Raw genomic sequence first — 14,873 nt, forward strand, 5'->3', positions numbered from 1 at the left:
ATCACGCCGTGCGCGCCGCGGCGGCGATGCACTGCGTCGTCGCCGGACGCGACACGATCGCGGCCACGCTGTCGGCAGTGCCGGTCACGCCCGAACGCGACATTTGCGCGATGTCGATCAGCTCGGCGGTCGAGGCGTTGTTGACCACGCAGTCGGTATAGGGCGTGACGTTGACGCCAGGCAGGCGGCGCTGCATCTCGCTGTCGACGACGTTGCGGGCGATCTGGCGCGACGCCGCGTCCAGCACGGTCGGCGCGGGCGCGACGCCGGGGGCGGTCGGCACGGCGGGGCCGGTCATGGGGACCGGGGCGACGCAGCCCGCCAAGGTGGCGGCGGCAATGCCGAAAGCGGCGATGAGATTGAAGCGCATCAGTAAACCCTTTTCTTCGGAGCGATCTTTTGCAGGTCGATCCCGCCTTCCTCGGCCGTGGTCAACGGCTCCAGGTGGACGGGGCGGTAGGCCAGTTTAACCTTGTTCCCATCGACCCAGGCAAGCGAATGCTTGCGCCAGTTGGCGTCATCCCGCTCAGGGTAATCCTCGTGCGCATGGGCGCCGCGGCTCTCCTTGCGGGCCTCGGCCGCGACGATCGTTGTCAGGGCGTTGGGCATCAGGTTGGTCAGCTCCAACGTTTCCATCAGGTCCGTGTTCCAGATCAATCCGCGATCGGTGACCTTGATGTCATCCATCTTGCCCGCAATGCCCTCCATCTTGACCACGCCCTCGGCCAGGGTCTTGTCGGTGCGGAAGACGGCGGCATCCAGCTGCATCGTGCGCTGCATCTGGTCGCGCAGCTCCGCGGTGGCCATCGTGCCGTTGGCATGGCGCAGCCCGTCGAAACGGTCCAGCGCGCGGTCGACCTCAACCTTGTTGGTCGCGGGAACGGCACCGGCACGGTCCACGACCTCGCCGGCGCGGATCGCGGCGGCGCGGCCGAACACCACCAGGTCGATCAGGCTGTTCGACCCAAGACGGTTCGCACCATGCACCGACGCACAGCCAGCCTCGCCCACGGCCATCAGGCCGGGGAAGATCGCGTCGGGATTTTCTTCCGTCGGCGCAAGGACTTCGCCCCAATAGTTCGTGGGAATTCCACCCATGTTGTAGTGAACCGTCGGCAGGACCGGGATCGGCGCGCGGGTCAGGTCGACACCGGCAAAGATCTTGGCGCTTTCACTGATGCCGGGCAGGCGCAGGTCCAGCGTCTCCGGCGGCAGGTGCATCAGGTTCAGGAAGATGTGGTCCTTGTCGGGACCGACGCCGCGACCCTCACGGATCTCCATCGTCATGCAGCGGCTGACGACGTCGCGGCTGGCCAGGTCCTTGTAGGTGGGCGCATAGCGCTCCATGAACCGCTCACCTTCCGAGTTCGTCAGGTAACCGCCCTCGCCCCGCGCGCCTTCCGTGATCAGGCAGCCCGAGCCATAGATGCCGGTCGGGTGGAACTGCACGAATTCCATGTCCTGCAGCGGCAGGCCCGCGCGGGCGACCATGCCGCCACCGTCGCCGGTGCAGGTATGGGCGCTGGTCGCACTGAAATAGGCGCGGCCATAGCCGCCGGTCGCCAGCACCACCATCTTGGCGTTGAAGACGTGCATCGTGCCGTCGTCCAGCTTCCAGCAGACGACGCCGGTGCAGCGGCCATCGGTGATGATCAGATCCAGCGCGAAATATTCGATGAAGAACTCCGCGTTGTTCTTCAGCGACTGGCCGTACAGGGTATGCAGGATGGCGTGGCCGGTGCGGTCGGCCGCGGCGCAGGTGCGCTGGACCGGGGGGCCTTCGCCGTATTCGGTGGTGTGACCGCCGAAGGGACGCTGATAGATGCGGCCGTCCTCGGTCCGGCTGAACGGGACGCCGTAATGCTCCAGCTCGTAGACGGCCTTGGGGGCCTCGCGCGCCAGGTATTCCATGGCGTCGGTGTCGCCCAGCCAGTCCGACCCCTTGACGGTGTCGTACATGTGCCATTGCCAGCTGTCGGGGCCCATGTTGGACAGCGACGCGGCGATGCCGCCCTGGGCCGCGACGGTGTGCGAGCGCGTCGGAAAGACCTTGGTCACGCAAGCCGTGCGCAGCCCCTGTTCGGCCATGCCGAGCGTCGCGCGCAGACCCGCGCCGCCGGCCCCGACGACGACCACGTCATAGTCATGAACGATTGTTTCGTAAGCTGCCATGTCGTCCTCAGATCGCGGGAAGGGTGAAGGCCATCTTGGCCAGCGCAAAGATGGCGGCGGCGATCACGCCCCAGCCAAAGATCGCGATGGCGACCATCGTCAGTTGCTGGGCGGTGCCGTGGACATAGTCCGCGATCGCCCCGCCCTGAGAGCCCTTGATGAAATGGATCATGCCTACGATGACGAACAACGCGGTGATGATGCCGGGAAAGGGTCGGCCGAAATGGGCCACGACCTGATCCTGGGGCAGGCCGATGGCGCCGCCCACTGCGATCAGGAACAAGGGCGTCAGCACGATCAATGCATAGCTGCTCATCGTGATGTTCCAGTGATGCGCGGTGCCGGCGCGGGCAGAGCCCAGACCCTGGGCGGCCTTGCGGGGGGTGATGTAACGCATGATGCCCTCAGCCGATGAAGAAGATGATCAGGCTCAGCACGGTCAGCGCGACCGAACCGATGATGATGGCCCAGGAGCCGCGCTTGGCCTCGTCGATCTCGAGGCCCAGGCCATTGTCGTAGAACAGGTGACGCACACCCGACAGCGCGTGGAACCACAGCGCCCAGGTCGAGCCGGTCATGATCAGGAAGCCCAGCCAGGACCGCAGGACCCAATCGGCCGTGGCGAAGGCGCCGGGGCTGCTGACCGCGGCGACCAGCCACCAGACCAGCAGCAGGATGCCCGCTGACAGCGCGTGCCCGGTGATGCGCGTCAGGATCGAGGTGACCGCGGGGATCGGCAGGCGATAGACCTGAAGATGGGGGGAAAGGGGCCGGTTGCCCCGGTTCACGTCGGCCATCGGCGGCCCTCCTTTGTCGGTTCAGCTTGTCCCGTCGCAGGGGCCCGGAAGGGACCGGGCTGGCCGCGCGGGCTGGCGATTGGTGCCGTTCTTGACGCTACAGATGCCATCTGTCATCCGCAGATACCACCCCGCGCGCGCAAATGACGCGGAAATGGGGCTTTGTGATCACAGGCACGGCGGCTGTGATCACAGGTGTCCCGCCGTTAGCGGCGGACATCGAAACGTTGCGACTCGACGCGCCGTCACACCGGCATCAGCGCCCAATAGTCCAGATCCAGCAGCACGTCCGGCAGGTACTTGCCCTGATCGTCGCGCAGGATGCCAGCCGGCGCGCCGTTCCGCGTCGCGACCAGCCGCAGGCGGATCGCGCCGACGCCCGGCGCATCCGTCGGCGCACGGTCCAGCACCTGGGACCAGGCGCGCACCGTATCGCCGGCAAAGCATGGATTGGCATGCGCGCCGGCATTCAGCGCCACGATCATCTGCGCGTTGGCCAACCCGTTGAAGGACAGCGCGCGCGCCAGGCTGATGACATGGCCGCCATAGATCAGCCGCCGCCCGTCGGGACGATGCGTGGCGTCGAAATGCACCTTGGCCGTGTTCTGCCACAGGCGGGTGGCCAGCATGTGCTCGGCCTCCTCGATGGTGACAGCGTCGACATGGTCGATGACCTCGCCCACAGCATAATCGCCCCACCGGTGCGGTTCCCCTGCCAGATCAAAGTCGTAGTCGGCAAAGCTCAACCCTTCCGGCACGATCAGGTCGGCCGCGTCGACGCTGTCGGCCAGGTCGGGAACCACCGCCTCGGGCGCGGGGGACTGGGGGTCGCGCTTGCGGACCATGACCCACCGGACATAGTCCAGCACGACCTCCTCGACCTGGTTCAGCCCCTGGGTCCGCACCCAGACCACGCCCGACTGACCGTTGGAGTTCTGCCGCAGGCCGATGACCTGGCTTTCGGCGCGCAGCGTGTCGCCCGGCCAGACCGGCCGCAGCCAGCGCCCCTGTGCGTATCCCAGATTGGCCACCGCGTTCAGGCTGACATCGGGCACCGTCTTGCCGAAGACCGTGTGAAAGGCCAGCAGATCGTCCAGCGGGCTGCCGTCCAGCCCGCAGGTGATCGCGAATTCGTCCGACGAATACAGCGCATGCCGCGCCGGATACAGCGCGTGGTACAGCGCCCGTTCGCCTTCCGCCACGGTGCGGGGCACGGCGTGGCGGATGGTCTGGCCGACGGTGTAATCCTCGAAGAACCGGCCGGGATTGGTCTTGGTCATTGCTGTCCCAGCTTCATGTCGGGGTGGTATTCGGCCTCGATCTCCTTGGTGACGGCCTGCCCCATGCGCATCACGCCCTTGATCGGGTCATGGGCCATGGACGGGCTGCCATGGAGCGACCAGCCCTTGGACAGGGCCTCGCTGACGCGGTGGCAGAACTTGGACGTGTCGTCGTCGGTGATGCAGCGATAGATCAGGGGCATGTCAGGCTCCTCCGAAGGGCCAGGGGCCGATCCAGCCGTGGATCAGGCCGATCACGATCATGACGATGACGGCGCCGACGGCGGCCATCGCCTCCTTGCGGGCGGGGAAGGGTCCGGTCGGGCGGACCCAGGGGCTGGCGCGGTTGATCGCCACCATCTCGACGAAGGACCAGGCCAAGAGGCCGCCGAACAGGATGAAGGACGGCGTGTCGCCGTTCACCAGCAGATGCGCGCCCGCCCACAGGGCAAAGCCCCACAGCATCGGGTGGCGGGTCATCGCGGTCACGCGGGTCTTCATGCCGCTGGCCGCGAACAGATAGAGGGCCACCAGGACCAGCAAGTTGTTGATTCCCACCAGTGCCGGGTTCGGCCCCCAGAAGAACGCGCCCTCGGCCCCGCGATAGCCGATGACCATCAGGATGATCGACAGGACCAACAGGCCCGTGACCATGCCCTTGCCCCGCTCGCCCATCGAGGCGCGGCTGGCGGGGGCCACCCGCTTGTAGAGATGCGCCGCCCACCACAGGGCCACGCCTAGGATCAGGATCAGCATCTGGCTTTCCTCTTGCTGGAGCTTGTGGCGCGCAGACTGCCCTTATTGCGCCATGGCCGCAATCGCCTGCGCACGGTCCAGCGTCTGGCGCGCGGTGGCGACGTGCAGGTTCTCGACGATGCGGCCATCGACGACGGCGACACCCCGCCCCTGCGCGGTGGCTGCATCAAAGGCCTCGATCTGGCGGCGGGCCAGGGCGACCTCCTCCTCGGTGGGCGCGAAGGCGGCGTTGGCGATGTCCAGCTGGGCGGGGTGGATCAGGGTCTTGCCGTCGAACCCCATGTCGCGGCCCTGTTCGCATTCCGCGCGCAGGCCGTCGTCGTCCTTGAAGGCGTTGAAGACGCCGTCGACGATCACCACCCCATGCGCCTTGGCCGCCAGCAGACAAAGTCCCAGCCCGGCCATCATCGGCAGGCGGTCGGCGCGAAAGCGGCTGCCCAGATCCTTGGCCAGGTCGTTCGTGCCCATCACCATCCCCGCCAGCCGCGGATGCGTCGCGATGGCGGCGGCGTTCAGCATGCCCAGGGGCGTCTCCATCATCGCCCAGAGCGGCGTGTCGGGGATCAGCGCGGCCACGCGGTCCAGATCGTCCGGGCCGTCCACCTTGGGGATCAGCACCGCATCGATGTCCAGCCCGGCGCAGGCGCTGGCATCGTCCGCGCCCCATGCCGTGGACAGCGCATTGATGCGCACGATCCGCGCACGGGGGCCGTAGTCCTGGGTCAGGGCCTGGGCCAGCGCGTCGCGCGCGGCGGCCTTGGCATCGGGGGCCACGGCATCCTCAAGGTCAAAGATGATCGCGTCGGCGGCAAGGCCACGGGCCTTTTCCATCGCACGGGCATTGGCGGCGGGGATGTACAGAACCGAGCGGTAGGGACGAGCCATGAGAAACCTCCGAGCAACAATGTTGCGCCTTGGTGCCGCTTTGCGCCATATATGGCAAGCGATAAATGCCGCACTGCGGCGATCAGCCCGCCAGCCCCTGCCAGATCAGCCGCAGCGACACCGCCAGTAGACCCCAGGTGATCAGCCGATAGAACAGCGCGGGCGGAATGATCCGCACCAGCCGCAGCCCCACCCAGACCGCCGCCAGCGACACCGGCATCAGCACTGCCGCCGTGGCCAGGTTCGCCGGCGACAGTTGGCCCAAGGCGGCATAGGGGATCAGCTTGACCCAGTTGCCGATGGCAAAGAACCAGGTCGTCGTGCCCGCATAGATCAGCGGCGACAGACGCAGGGGCTGGGCATAGACCTGCCACAGCGGCGCGCCCGCATGGCTGACGAAGCTGGTGTAACCCGCAAGCCCGCCCCAGATGGTGGCCGCCCTGCCCCGCGCGGGCCGGGGCACGGCGTCCAGTGCCGGTCGGATCAGCGCGTTCAGCGCGAATCCCAGTCCGATGACCCCCACGATCAGCGTGACGCCCCGCACAGGCACGACGCTGGCCGTCGCCCAGCCCACCGCGATTCCCGCCATCGCCCCGGGCAGCGCCAGCAGCAGCACGCGACGGTCCAGGTTGCGGCGGAACGCGATCAGCCCGCCCACGTCGGACACCACGTAGATCGGCAGCAGCAGCCCCGCCGCCTGCACCGGCGACATGACCAGCGACATCAGGGGCACGCTGATGATGCCGACCATGGCCAGCCCGCCCTTGGACAGGCCCACCGCGATCGCCGCGATCACGGCCAGCGCCCAGCCCGCGCCCGACAATTCCAGCATGGGCCTCTCCCTGCACGACGTGCAATCTGTGGCCCGTGGCGGGGATGAAGACAAGTGTTAGCACAACCATGCCACCCGGCCGTGGGACCGTCTTGCGATTCCTTGCGCGACCGCTTACCCCTGCCGCAACTTTTCACCACCCAATCGGAGGTTATCCATGGCCCGACCCAAAATCGCACTGATCGGTGCGGGGCAGATCGGCGGCACGCTGGCGCATCTGGCCGCGATGAAGGAACTGGGCGACGTCGTCCTGTTCGACATCTCGGAAGGCACGCCGCAGGGCAAGGCGCTGGACATCGCGCAATCGGGCCCGTCCGAGGGATTCGACGCCCGCATGAAGGGCGCCAACGATTACGCCGACATCGCCGGCGCCGACGTCTGCATCGTGACCGCGGGCGTTCCGCGCAAGCCGGGCATGAGCCGCGACGACCTCTTGGGCATCAACCTCAAGGTCATGAAATCCGTGGGCGAGGGCATCGCCAAGCACGCCCCCGACGCCTTCGTGATCTGCATCACCAACCCGCTTGACGCGATGGTCTGGGCGCTGCGCGAGTTCAGCGGCCTGCCCCACAACAAGGTCTGCGGCATGGCCGGCGTGCTGGATTCGGCGCGCTTCCGTCACTTCCTGTCGCTGGAGTTCAACGTGTCGATGCGTGACGTGACGGCCTTCGTGCTGGGCGGCCATGGCGACACGATGGTGCCGCTGACCCGCTATTCCACCGTGGCCGGCATCCCGCTGCCCGACCTGGTCAAGATGGGCTGGACCACGCAGGAGAAACTGGACGGCATCGTTCAGCGTACCCGCGACGGCGGCGCCGAGATCGTGGGCCTGCTGAAGACCGGCAGCGCGTTCTATGCCCCCGCGACCAGCGCCATCGAGATGGCCGAGGCCTATCTGAAGGATCAGAAGCGCGTCCTGCCCTGCGCGGCGCATGTGGACGGTGCCTATGGCCTGAAGGGCATGTATGTCGGCGTGCCGACCGTGATCGGCGCCGGCGGCGTGGAAAAGATCATCGACATCAAGCTGGACCGCGACGAGCAGGCGATGATGGACAAGTCGATCGAGGCCGTGAAGGGCTTGGTCGAAGCCTGCAAGGGCATCGATTCCTCGCTGGCCTGATCTTCGCTTGCGAAATCCCGGAACGGCGCGCCATGATCGGCGCGCCGTTTCCCGTTTCAGGTATGCCATGCGCTGTCTTCTTGCCGTCCTGTCGCTGCTTGCCGCGCCCGCCCTGGCGCAGGAGACGTCGGCCCTGATCGCGGACCGGGGCCTGGCGGGGGCACGGACGCAGCTGCAAGCGCAGGCGCCCTCGGCCGATCGCGACCTGGCCATCGCCGCGACACGGTTCCTGGGCGGGGTCGAGGCCGCGTTCCAGGCCCGCCACCGGATCGGCGCGACGGACCCGCTGGTGCCCCTGCCGTTGCTGGGGGCGACGCTGCCGCCGAACCCCGATCCGCAGCCGATGATGGCCGATTTCGTCACCGCGATGATGCGCGACCTGTCGCAGGCCATGCAGGACACCCGCGACGCCCTGCCCGACGGCCCCGCGACGCTGACCCTTGACCTGCGCGACCTGTGGCTGGACGTCGACGGCGACGGCACGCGCGGTCCGACCGAGGATCTGGCGGCGCTGTCGAGCCTGCCCTTGCCCGAAGGCCCGGCTGTGGTGCGGTTCGACGCCGCCGACATCCATTGGCTGCGTGCCTATACGCACCTGATCGACGGCGTGGCGACGCTGATCCTGGCCTTCGATCCCGAACCCGCGCTGGCGCAGCGGATCGCGCTGGATGCGGCGCTGGCCGAACAGTTTGCCGAACCGCCCGGCCAGATGGCCCGCGCGCCCAATTTCGACATGCAGGCCCGCGCCTTCGGTCCGATCGTGGACCGGGTGGCGGTGGTGATCCAGACGCTGCGCCGCCAGCCCGACCCTGCGCTGACCCGCGCCGCGGGGGATCATCTGCGGGCGATGGTCGCCGCCAACCGCGTCTTCTGGACCGAGGTCGCGCAAGAGACCGACAACGACCGCGAATGGATTCCCAACGATGCCCAGCAGGCGGCGCTTGGCTTTGCCCTGCCGCCGGAGACGGGGTCGATGTGGCTGGCGATCCTGGACGAGGTCGACCAGGCACTGGCCGGACGGATGCTGATCCCCTTCTGGCGCTTTGCCCCCGGACATGGGGTCGACCTGGCGATGTGGCTGGACGATCCGCGCCCGGTCGATGTGGCGGACTGGGTCCAGGGCAACGCCGCCCTGCCCTATGCCCGCCCCGGCCTGACCGTCGGGCGCGACAACTGGGACCGGTTCCTAAACGGCTTTCAGGGCCGGGCGGGGCTTTACATGCTGCTGTTGAACTGACCGCGGCGCGCGAATCAACCTGCTTGCGCTATCGGCGCGGATGTTTGTGATCACGGCAAATCTGGCTGTGATCACATTCGGCGGCTTCCCGCCGGTTTTCGGCATTTTACGGGGAATTCGTTTCTGTGTGCCCTTCATGCGTGGCACAAGGCCCCAAATCTGTCGAACCGAATGAGGGGGTCGAGATGAACATCCACGAATACCAGGCCAAGGCGCTGCTGCGTCAATACGGCGCGCCCGTCAGCGAAGGCCGCATCGTGATGAAGGCCGACGAGGCCAAGACCTGCGCCAGCGAGATGGACGGTCCGCTGTGGGTCGTCAAGGCGCAGATCCACGCCGGTGGCCGTGGCAAGGGCCATTTCACCGAGGCTGCGGCCGGTGAGAAGGGCGGCGTCCGCCTGGCCAAGTCGGTCGAGGAAGCCGAGGAGCTGACCCGCCAGATGCTGGGCCGCACCCTGGTCACGCACCAGACCGGACCGGCCGGCAAGCAGGTCAACCGCATCTATATCGAGGACGGCAGCGACATCGCGCGCGAGCTGTATCTGGCCCTGCTGGTGGACCGCCAGACCTCGCGCGTCAGCTTCGTCGCTTCGACCGAGGGCGGCATGGACATCGAGGAAGTGGCCGAGCACACGCCCGAGAAGATCGTCAGCTTCAGCGTCGATCCGGCGTCGGGCCTGTCGGACTTCCACGGCCGCCGCGTGGCCTTTGCCCTGGGTCTGGAAGGCGCGCAGGTCAAGCAGTGCGTGGCCCTGGTCAAGAACCTGTATCGCATGTTCATCGAGAAGGACATGGAGATGCTGGAGATCAACCCGCTGATCGTCACGCCCGAAGGCCAGATCAAGTGCCTGGACGCCAAGATGGGCTTTGACAACAACGCGCTCTATCGCCAGCCCGACATCATGGCGCTGCGTGACGAGACCGAGGAGGACAGCAAGGAGCTGGCCGCCTCCAAGTTCGACCTGAACTACATCGCGCTGGACGGCGAGATCGGCTGCATGGTGAACGGCGCAGGCCTGGCGATGGCCACGATGGACATCATCAAGCTGTTCGGCGCCGAGCCCGCCAACTTCCTGGACGTCGGCGGAGGCGCCACGACCGAGAAGGTCACCGAGGCGTTCAAGATCATCACCAGCGACCCGAACGTCAAGGGCATCCTGGTCAACATCTTCGGCGGCATCATGCGCTGCGACATCATCGCGGAGGGCATCATCGCCGCCGTGAAGGAAGTCGGTCTACAGGTCCCGCTGGTCGTCCGCCTGGAAGGCACCAACGTCGAGCTGGGCAAGGAGATCATTGCCAACAGCGGCCTGAACGTGATCGCCGCCGACGACCTCAAGGACGGCGCCGAGAAGATCGTGAAAGCGGTCAAGGGCTGATCCATCCGGGCGCGCGGGTCACGCGCGTCCTCCTCTGGAACATCGCGGTGCGTCTGGCGCCGCTTACGCAAGGAGGCCATGATGGCCGTTCTCGTCGACAAGAATACCAAAGTCATCTGCCAGGGGATCACCGGATCCCAGGGCACCTTCCACACCGAACAGGCGATCGCCTATGGCACGCAGATGGTCGGTGGCGTGACGCCGGGCAAGGGCGGCACGGATCACCTGGGCATGCCCGTCTTCAACTCGGTCCACGAGGCCGTGGCCAAGACCGGCGCCAATGCGTCCGTGATCTATGTCCCGCCCCCGTTCGCGGCGGATTCGATCCTGGAAGCCATCGACGCGCAGATCCCGCTGATCGTCTGCATCACCGAAGGCATCCCGGTGCTGGACATGATGCGCGTCAAGCGCGCGCTGGCCGGATCGCAATCGCGCCTGATCGGGCCGAATTGCCCCGGCATCATGACCCCCGACGAATGCAAGATCGGCATCATGCCGGGCAGCATCTTCCGCCGCGGGTCGGTGGGCGTCGTGTCGCGTTCGGGCACGCTGACCTATGAGGCGGTCAAGCAGACCTCGGACGTGGGCCTGGGCCAGTCCTCGGCGGTCGGCATCGGCGGCGACCCGATCAAGGGCATGGAGCATATCGACGTGCTGCAGATGTTCCTGGACGATCCCGAGACCGAGTCGATCATCATGATCGGCGAGATCGGCGGATCGGCCGAGGAAGAGGCCGCCGAGTTCCTGGCCGAGCAGAAGCGCAAGGGCAAGTGGAAGCCCACCGCGGGCTTCATCGCGGGCCGCACCGCGCCTCCGGGCCGTCGCATGGGCCATGCCGGCGCGATCGTGTCGGGCGGCAAGGGCGACGCGGAATCCAAGATCGAGGCCATGAAGAAGGCCGGCATCATCGTCGCCGACAGCCCCGCGGGCCTGGGCGAGGCCGTGCTGAAGGCGATCAAGGGTTGATGATTTGACAGTCCGCCCCCCGGTACCCACCTGTTGGGGGGCGGATTGACGCAAAGGGAAAGACCGTGGACCAGCAGGCAGGCCATCACGACATGACAGCATCCGCACCCCGCGCGGGCCGGTGGCTGTCGCTTGTGGCGCTGCTGGGCCTTGCGGGCTGCGGGGACAGGATGACCAACGACATCCTGCCCGGCGGCATCCCGGCGCGCACCAACCTGCACCAGGCCAGCGGCCTGCCGCCAGAATCGGTGCGCACCGTATCACGGCGGGATTTCGGGTGGCGGGTGATCTATCGCCCCGCCTATGCCCCGCCGAATGCCGAAAGCCGCACCGCCGTCGCGCTGTGCGGCCTTGAACGTCGGGCCCCGCTGCGGATCCAGCAGCAGCCCCGGCTTGACCCGACCGCCGATCCCGGCGCCCGCATCTTCGACATCTACTGCGCCTGATTCAACCCATATTTGCCCTGAACGGGGACCAGCCATGACCGACCAGCCAAAGAACACCGATTTCCACGATTCCTCGTTCCTGCAGGGCCATAACGCGGCCTATGTGGAGCAGTTGTACGGCCAGTGGGCCAAGGACGCAGGCGCGGTGGACGAAGCCTGGGACAGCTTCTTCCGCTCGCTTGGCGACGATCAGGACGTGGCCGTCCGCGAATCCGAGGGTGCAAGCTGGAAGCGCGCCGACTGGCCGCCGGTCCCACAGGATGACACCACCAGCGCCCTGACCGGCGAATGGCCCTCCGCGTCCAAGGGCGACGCCGACGCCGCGATCAAGAAGATCGCCGCCAAGGCCGAGGAAAAGGGCCTGAAGCTGTCGACCGACCAGATGCGTCAGGCCGTGCTGGACAGCATCCGCGCGCTGATGCTGATCCGCGCCTTCCGCATCCGCGGACACCTGCACGCGCAGCTGGACCCCCTGGGCCTGCGCGAAGTGCCCGATCATGGCGAGCTGAAGCCCTCGACCTATGGCTTCGGTCCCGGCGACATGGACCGTCCGATCTTCATCGACAACGTCCTGGGCCTGGAGATCGCGTCGATCCGCCAGATCACCGACCTGATGACCCGCACCTATTGCGGCACGTTCGCGCTGCAGTACATGCACATTTCGAACCCCGAGGAAGCCGCCTGGCTGAAGGAGCGGATCGAGGGTTACGGCAAGGAGATCGCCTTCACCCGCGAAGGCCGCCGCGCCATCCTGAACAAGCTGGTCGAAGCCGAGGGCTTTGAGAAGTTCCTGCACGTCAAGTACATGGGCACCAAGCGCTTTGGCCTGGACGGCGGCGAGGCGCTGATCCCCGCGATGGAGCAGATCATCAAGCGCGGCGGTGCGCTTGGCGTGAAGGAGATCGTGTTCGGCATGCCGCACCGCGGCCGCCTGTCGGTCCTGGCCAACGTGCTGTCTAAGCCCTATCGCGCGATCTTCCACGAGTTCCAGGGCGGCAGCTTCAAGCCCGAGGATGTGGACGGTTCGGGCGACGTGAAATACCACCTGGGCGCCAGCGCCGACCGTGAATTCGACGGCAACAATGTCCACCTGTCGCTGACCGCCAACCCCAGCCACCTGGAGGCCGTGAACCCGGTCGTGCTGGGCAAGGCGCGCGCCAAGGGCGACCAGCTGGGCGACCTGACGGACCGCAGCTCGGTCCTGCCGATCCTGCTGCACGGCGACGCGGCCTTTGCGGGCCAGGGCGTCGTGGCCGAATGCCTGCAGCTGTCGGGCATCCGCGGTCACCGCACGGGCGGCTGCATCCACATCGTCGTGAACAACCAGATCGGCTTTACCACCGCGCCGGCGTTCAGCCGCACCTCGCCCTATCCGACCGACATCGCACTGATGGTCGAGGCGCCGATCTTCCACGTGAACGGCGACGACCCCGAGGCCGTGGTCCATGCCGCCCGCGTGGCCATCGAGTTCCGCCAGAAGTTCCGCAAGGACGTGGTTCTGGACATCATCTGCTATCGCCGCTTCGGTCACAACGAAGGCGACGAGCCGATGTTCACGAACCCGGCGATGTACACCAAGATCAAGGCGCAAAAGACCACGCTGCAGCTGTACACCGAACGCCTGGTCGCCGACGGGCTGATCCCCGAGGGCGAGATCGAGGACATGAAGGCCGCCTTCCAGGCGCACCTGAACGAAGAGTTCGAGATCGGCAAGAACTACAAGCCGAACAAGGCCGACTGGCTGGACGGCAAGTGGTCGGGCCTGAACCGCGAGGGCACGGACTATATCGCCGGCGAGACCGGCATCACCCCCGAGGTGATGACCCAGGTCGGCCGTGCGCTGACCAACGCGCCGGATGGGCTGACCCTGCACAAGACCGTGGGCCGCCTGCTGGAAGCCAAGAAGCAGATGTTCGAGACGGGCGAAGGCTTTGACTGGGCCACGGCCGAGGCGCTGGCCTTCGGTTCGCTGGTGACCGAGGGGCATGGCGTGCGCCTGTCCGGTCAGGACAGCACCCGCGGCACGTTCAGCCAGCGGCATTCGGCCTTCATCGACCAGAAGTCCGAGGACCGTTACTATCCGCTGAACAACATCGCCGAGGGTCAGGCCCGCTATGAGGTCATCGACAGCATGCTGTCGGAATACGCGGTGCTGGGTTTCGAATACGGCTATTCGCTGGCCGAACCCAACACGCTGACCCTGTGGGAGGCGCAATTCGGCGATTTCGCCAACGGCGCGCAGATCATGTTCGATCAGTTCATTTCCTCAGGCGAGAAGAAATGGCTGCGCATGTCCGGCCTGGTGATGCTGCTGCCGCACGGCTTCGAGGGCCAGGGCCCCGAGCACAGCTCGGCCCGTCTGGAACGGTTCCTGCAGCAATGCGCCGAGGACAACTGGATCGTCGCGAACTGCACCACGCCCGCGAACTACTTCCACATCCTGCGCCGGCAGATCCACCGCGGCTTCCGCAAGCCGCTGGTGCTGATGACGCCGAAATCGCTGCTGCGCCACCCGCTGGCCATCAGCCGCGCCGAGGAGTTCCAGTCGGGTTCGACCTTCCACCGCGTGCTGTGGGACGACGCGCAGCGCGGCCGTTCGGACACCAAGCTGGTGGCCGACGACCAGATCAAGCGCGTCGTGGTGTGTTCGGGCAAGGTCTATTACGACCTGCTGAAGGCGCGCGACGAGGCCGGCATCACCGACACCTATCTGCTGCGCCTGGAGCAGTTCTATCCGTTCCCGGCACAGTCGATGGTCAAGGAACTGGGTCGCTTCAAGCAGGCCGAGGTCGTGTGGTGCCAGGAGGAGCCCAAGAACCAGGGCGGCTGGAGCTTCGTCGAGCCCTATCTGGAATGGGTGCTGGAGCGGCTTGGCGCCAAGCACACCCGCGCGCGCTATGCGGGCCGGAACGCCGCGGCCTCGGTCGCCACGGGCCTGGCATCGCGCCACAAGGCCGAACAAGAGGCGCTGGTCGCCAACGCCCTGAACCTTGAAGGATGATC

15 protein-coding genes are annotated in these 14,873 nt (G+C 66.8%); 6 read left to right on the forward strand and 9 right to left on the reverse strand.

The features are described 5' to 3' along the window. Position 1: 1 nt before the first annotated feature. From SY26_RS04625 to SY26_RS04665, 9 genes are all read right to left on the reverse strand, one after another. On the reverse strand, positions 2-370 hold the full coding sequence (locus tag SY26_RS04625; protein WP_052715122.1) for a hypothetical protein: 369 nt from the start codon (positions 368-370) through the stop codon (positions 2-4). After that, positions 370-2,172 (reverse strand): succinate dehydrogenase flavoprotein subunit, encoded by a 1,803-nt coding sequence (gene sdhA, locus SY26_RS04630; RefSeq protein ID WP_045999428.1) that lies wholly within the window; start codon positions 2,170-2,172, stop codon positions 370-372. Before sdhA ends, SY26_RS04625 begins: the two co-directional genes overlap by 1 nt. A gap of 7 nt (positions 2,173-2,179) precedes the next feature. Continuing rightward, positions 2,180-2,569, reverse strand: coding sequence for a succinate dehydrogenase, hydrophobic membrane anchor protein (locus SY26_RS04635; protein ID WP_045999429.1), 390 nt, complete (start codon positions 2,567-2,569; stop codon positions 2,180-2,182). A gap of 7 nt (positions 2,570-2,576) precedes the next feature. Continuing rightward, positions 2,577-2,969 (reverse strand): succinate dehydrogenase, cytochrome b556 subunit, encoded by a 393-nt coding sequence (gene sdhC / locus SY26_RS04640; protein ID WP_045999430.1) that lies wholly within the window; start codon positions 2,967-2,969, stop codon positions 2,577-2,579. A gap of 245 nt (positions 2,970-3,214) precedes the next feature. Beyond that, positions 3,215-4,249, reverse strand: a complete 1,035-nt coding sequence (locus SY26_RS04645; RefSeq protein ID WP_045999431.1) for a MaoC family dehydratase — start codon at positions 4,247-4,249, stop codon at positions 3,215-3,217. Beyond that, on the reverse strand, positions 4,246-4,452 hold the full coding sequence (locus SY26_RS04650) for a DUF1737 domain-containing protein (protein WP_045999432.1): 207 nt from the start codon (positions 4,450-4,452) through the stop codon (positions 4,246-4,248). Before SY26_RS04650 ends, SY26_RS04645 begins: the two co-directional genes overlap by 4 nt. 1 nt (position 4,453) lies before the next feature. Beyond that, the gene (locus SY26_RS04655; RefSeq protein WP_045999433.1) at positions 4,454-5,005 is read right to left on the reverse strand and encodes an NnrU family protein; all 552 of its coding nucleotides are present in this window, start codon (positions 5,003-5,005) and stop codon (positions 4,454-4,456) included. Between the two features lie 42 nt (positions 5,006-5,047). Further along, positions 5,048-5,890 carry a CoA ester lyase gene (locus SY26_RS04660; RefSeq protein WP_045999434.1) on the reverse strand — a complete coding sequence of 281 codons (843 nt, stop codon included), beginning with the start codon at positions 5,888-5,890 and terminating at the stop codon, positions 5,048-5,050. Between the two features lie 82 nt (positions 5,891-5,972). Next, a complete protein-coding gene (locus tag SY26_RS04665; RefSeq protein WP_084693706.1) occupies positions 5,973-6,713 on the reverse strand; it encodes a sulfite exporter TauE/SafE family protein in 741 nt (246 codons plus the stop codon). Between the two features lie 166 nt (positions 6,714-6,879). Here SY26_RS04665 and mdh point away from each other — a divergent pair, with 166 nt between their 5' ends. The 6 genes from mdh (at position 6,880) to SY26_RS04695 (ending at position 14,871) form a co-directional block, all read left to right on the forward strand. Further along, positions 6,880-7,842 carry a malate dehydrogenase gene (gene mdh / locus SY26_RS04670; protein ID WP_045999436.1) on the forward strand — a complete coding sequence of 321 codons (963 nt, stop codon included), beginning with the start codon at positions 6,880-6,882 and terminating at the stop codon, positions 7,840-7,842. Positions 7,843-7,909: 67 nt separating this feature from the next. Then, the gene (locus SY26_RS04675; RefSeq protein WP_052715123.1) at positions 7,910-9,079 is read left to right on the forward strand and encodes a hypothetical protein; all 1,170 of its coding nucleotides are present in this window, start codon (positions 7,910-7,912) and stop codon (positions 9,077-9,079) included. A gap of 185 nt (positions 9,080-9,264) precedes the next feature. Then, the gene (gene sucC / locus SY26_RS04680; RefSeq protein WP_045999437.1) at positions 9,265-10,458 is read left to right on the forward strand and encodes an ADP-forming succinate--CoA ligase subunit beta; all 1,194 of its coding nucleotides are present in this window, start codon (positions 9,265-9,267) and stop codon (positions 10,456-10,458) included. An 81-nt stretch (positions 10,459-10,539) separates the two neighbouring features. Beyond that, positions 10,540-11,424, forward strand: a complete 885-nt coding sequence (gene sucD, locus SY26_RS04685; RefSeq protein WP_045999684.1) for a succinate--CoA ligase subunit alpha — start codon at positions 10,540-10,542, stop codon at positions 11,422-11,424. 65 nt (positions 11,425-11,489) lie between these two features. Further along, positions 11,490-11,870 carry a hypothetical protein gene (locus SY26_RS04690; protein ID WP_045999438.1) on the forward strand — a complete coding sequence of 127 codons (381 nt, stop codon included), beginning with the start codon at positions 11,490-11,492 and terminating at the stop codon, positions 11,868-11,870. Positions 11,871-11,904: 34 nt separating this feature from the next. Beyond that, positions 11,905-14,871 carry a 2-oxoglutarate dehydrogenase E1 component gene (locus tag SY26_RS04695; RefSeq protein ID WP_045999439.1) on the forward strand — a complete coding sequence of 989 codons (2,967 nt, stop codon included), beginning with the start codon at positions 11,905-11,907 and terminating at the stop codon, positions 14,869-14,871. Positions 14,872-14,873: the final 2 nt, after the last annotated feature.

This window comes from Paracoccus sp. 228, assembly GCF_000967825.1.
Taxonomy (GTDB): domain Bacteria; phylum Pseudomonadota; class Alphaproteobacteria; order Rhodobacterales; family Rhodobacteraceae; genus Paracoccus; species Paracoccus marcusii.

Excerpts from the sequence above, each read along its gene's own strand:
- SY26_RS04660 (WP_045999434.1), bottom strand. The coding sequence starts at position 5,890 with ATGGCTCGTCCCTACCGCTCGGTTCTGTACATCCCCGCCGCCAATGCC.
- SY26_RS04625 (WP_052715122.1), bottom strand. The coding sequence starts at position 370 with ATGCGCTTCAATCTCATCGCCGCTTTCGGCATTGCCGCCGCCACCTTG.
- sucD (WP_045999684.1), top strand. The coding sequence starts at position 10,540 with ATGGCCGTTCTCGTCGACAAGAATACCAAAGTCATCTGCCAGGGGATC.
- SY26_RS04645 (WP_045999431.1), bottom strand. The coding sequence starts at position 4,249 with ATGACCAAGACCAATCCCGGCCGGTTCTTCGAGGATTACACCGTCGGC.
- SY26_RS04655 (WP_045999433.1), bottom strand. The coding sequence starts at position 5,005 with ATGCTGATCCTGATCCTAGGCGTGGCCCTGTGGTGGGCGGCGCATCTC.
- sdhA (WP_045999428.1), bottom strand. The coding sequence starts at position 2,172 with ATGGCAGCTTACGAAACAATCGTTCATGACTATGACGTGGTCGTCGTC.
- sdhC (WP_045999430.1), bottom strand. The coding sequence starts at position 2,969 with ATGGCCGACGTGAACCGGGGCAACCGGCCCCTTTCCCCCCATCTTCAG.
- sucC (WP_045999437.1), top strand. The coding sequence starts at position 9,265 with ATGAACATCCACGAATACCAGGCCAAGGCGCTGCTGCGTCAATACGGC.
- SY26_RS04635 (WP_045999429.1), bottom strand. The coding sequence starts at position 2,569 with ATGCGTTACATCACCCCCCGCAAGGCCGCCCAGGGTCTGGGCTCTGCC.
- SY26_RS04675 (WP_052715123.1), top strand. The coding sequence starts at position 7,910 with ATGCGCTGTCTTCTTGCCGTCCTGTCGCTGCTTGCCGCGCCCGCCCTG.
- SY26_RS04695 (WP_045999439.1), top strand. The coding sequence starts at position 11,905 with ATGACCGACCAGCCAAAGAACACCGATTTCCACGATTCCTCGTTCCTG.
- mdh (WP_045999436.1), top strand. The coding sequence starts at position 6,880 with ATGGCCCGACCCAAAATCGCACTGATCGGTGCGGGGCAGATCGGCGGC.
- SY26_RS04650 (WP_045999432.1), bottom strand. The coding sequence starts at position 4,452 with ATGCCCCTGATCTATCGCTGCATCACCGACGACGACACGTCCAAGTTC.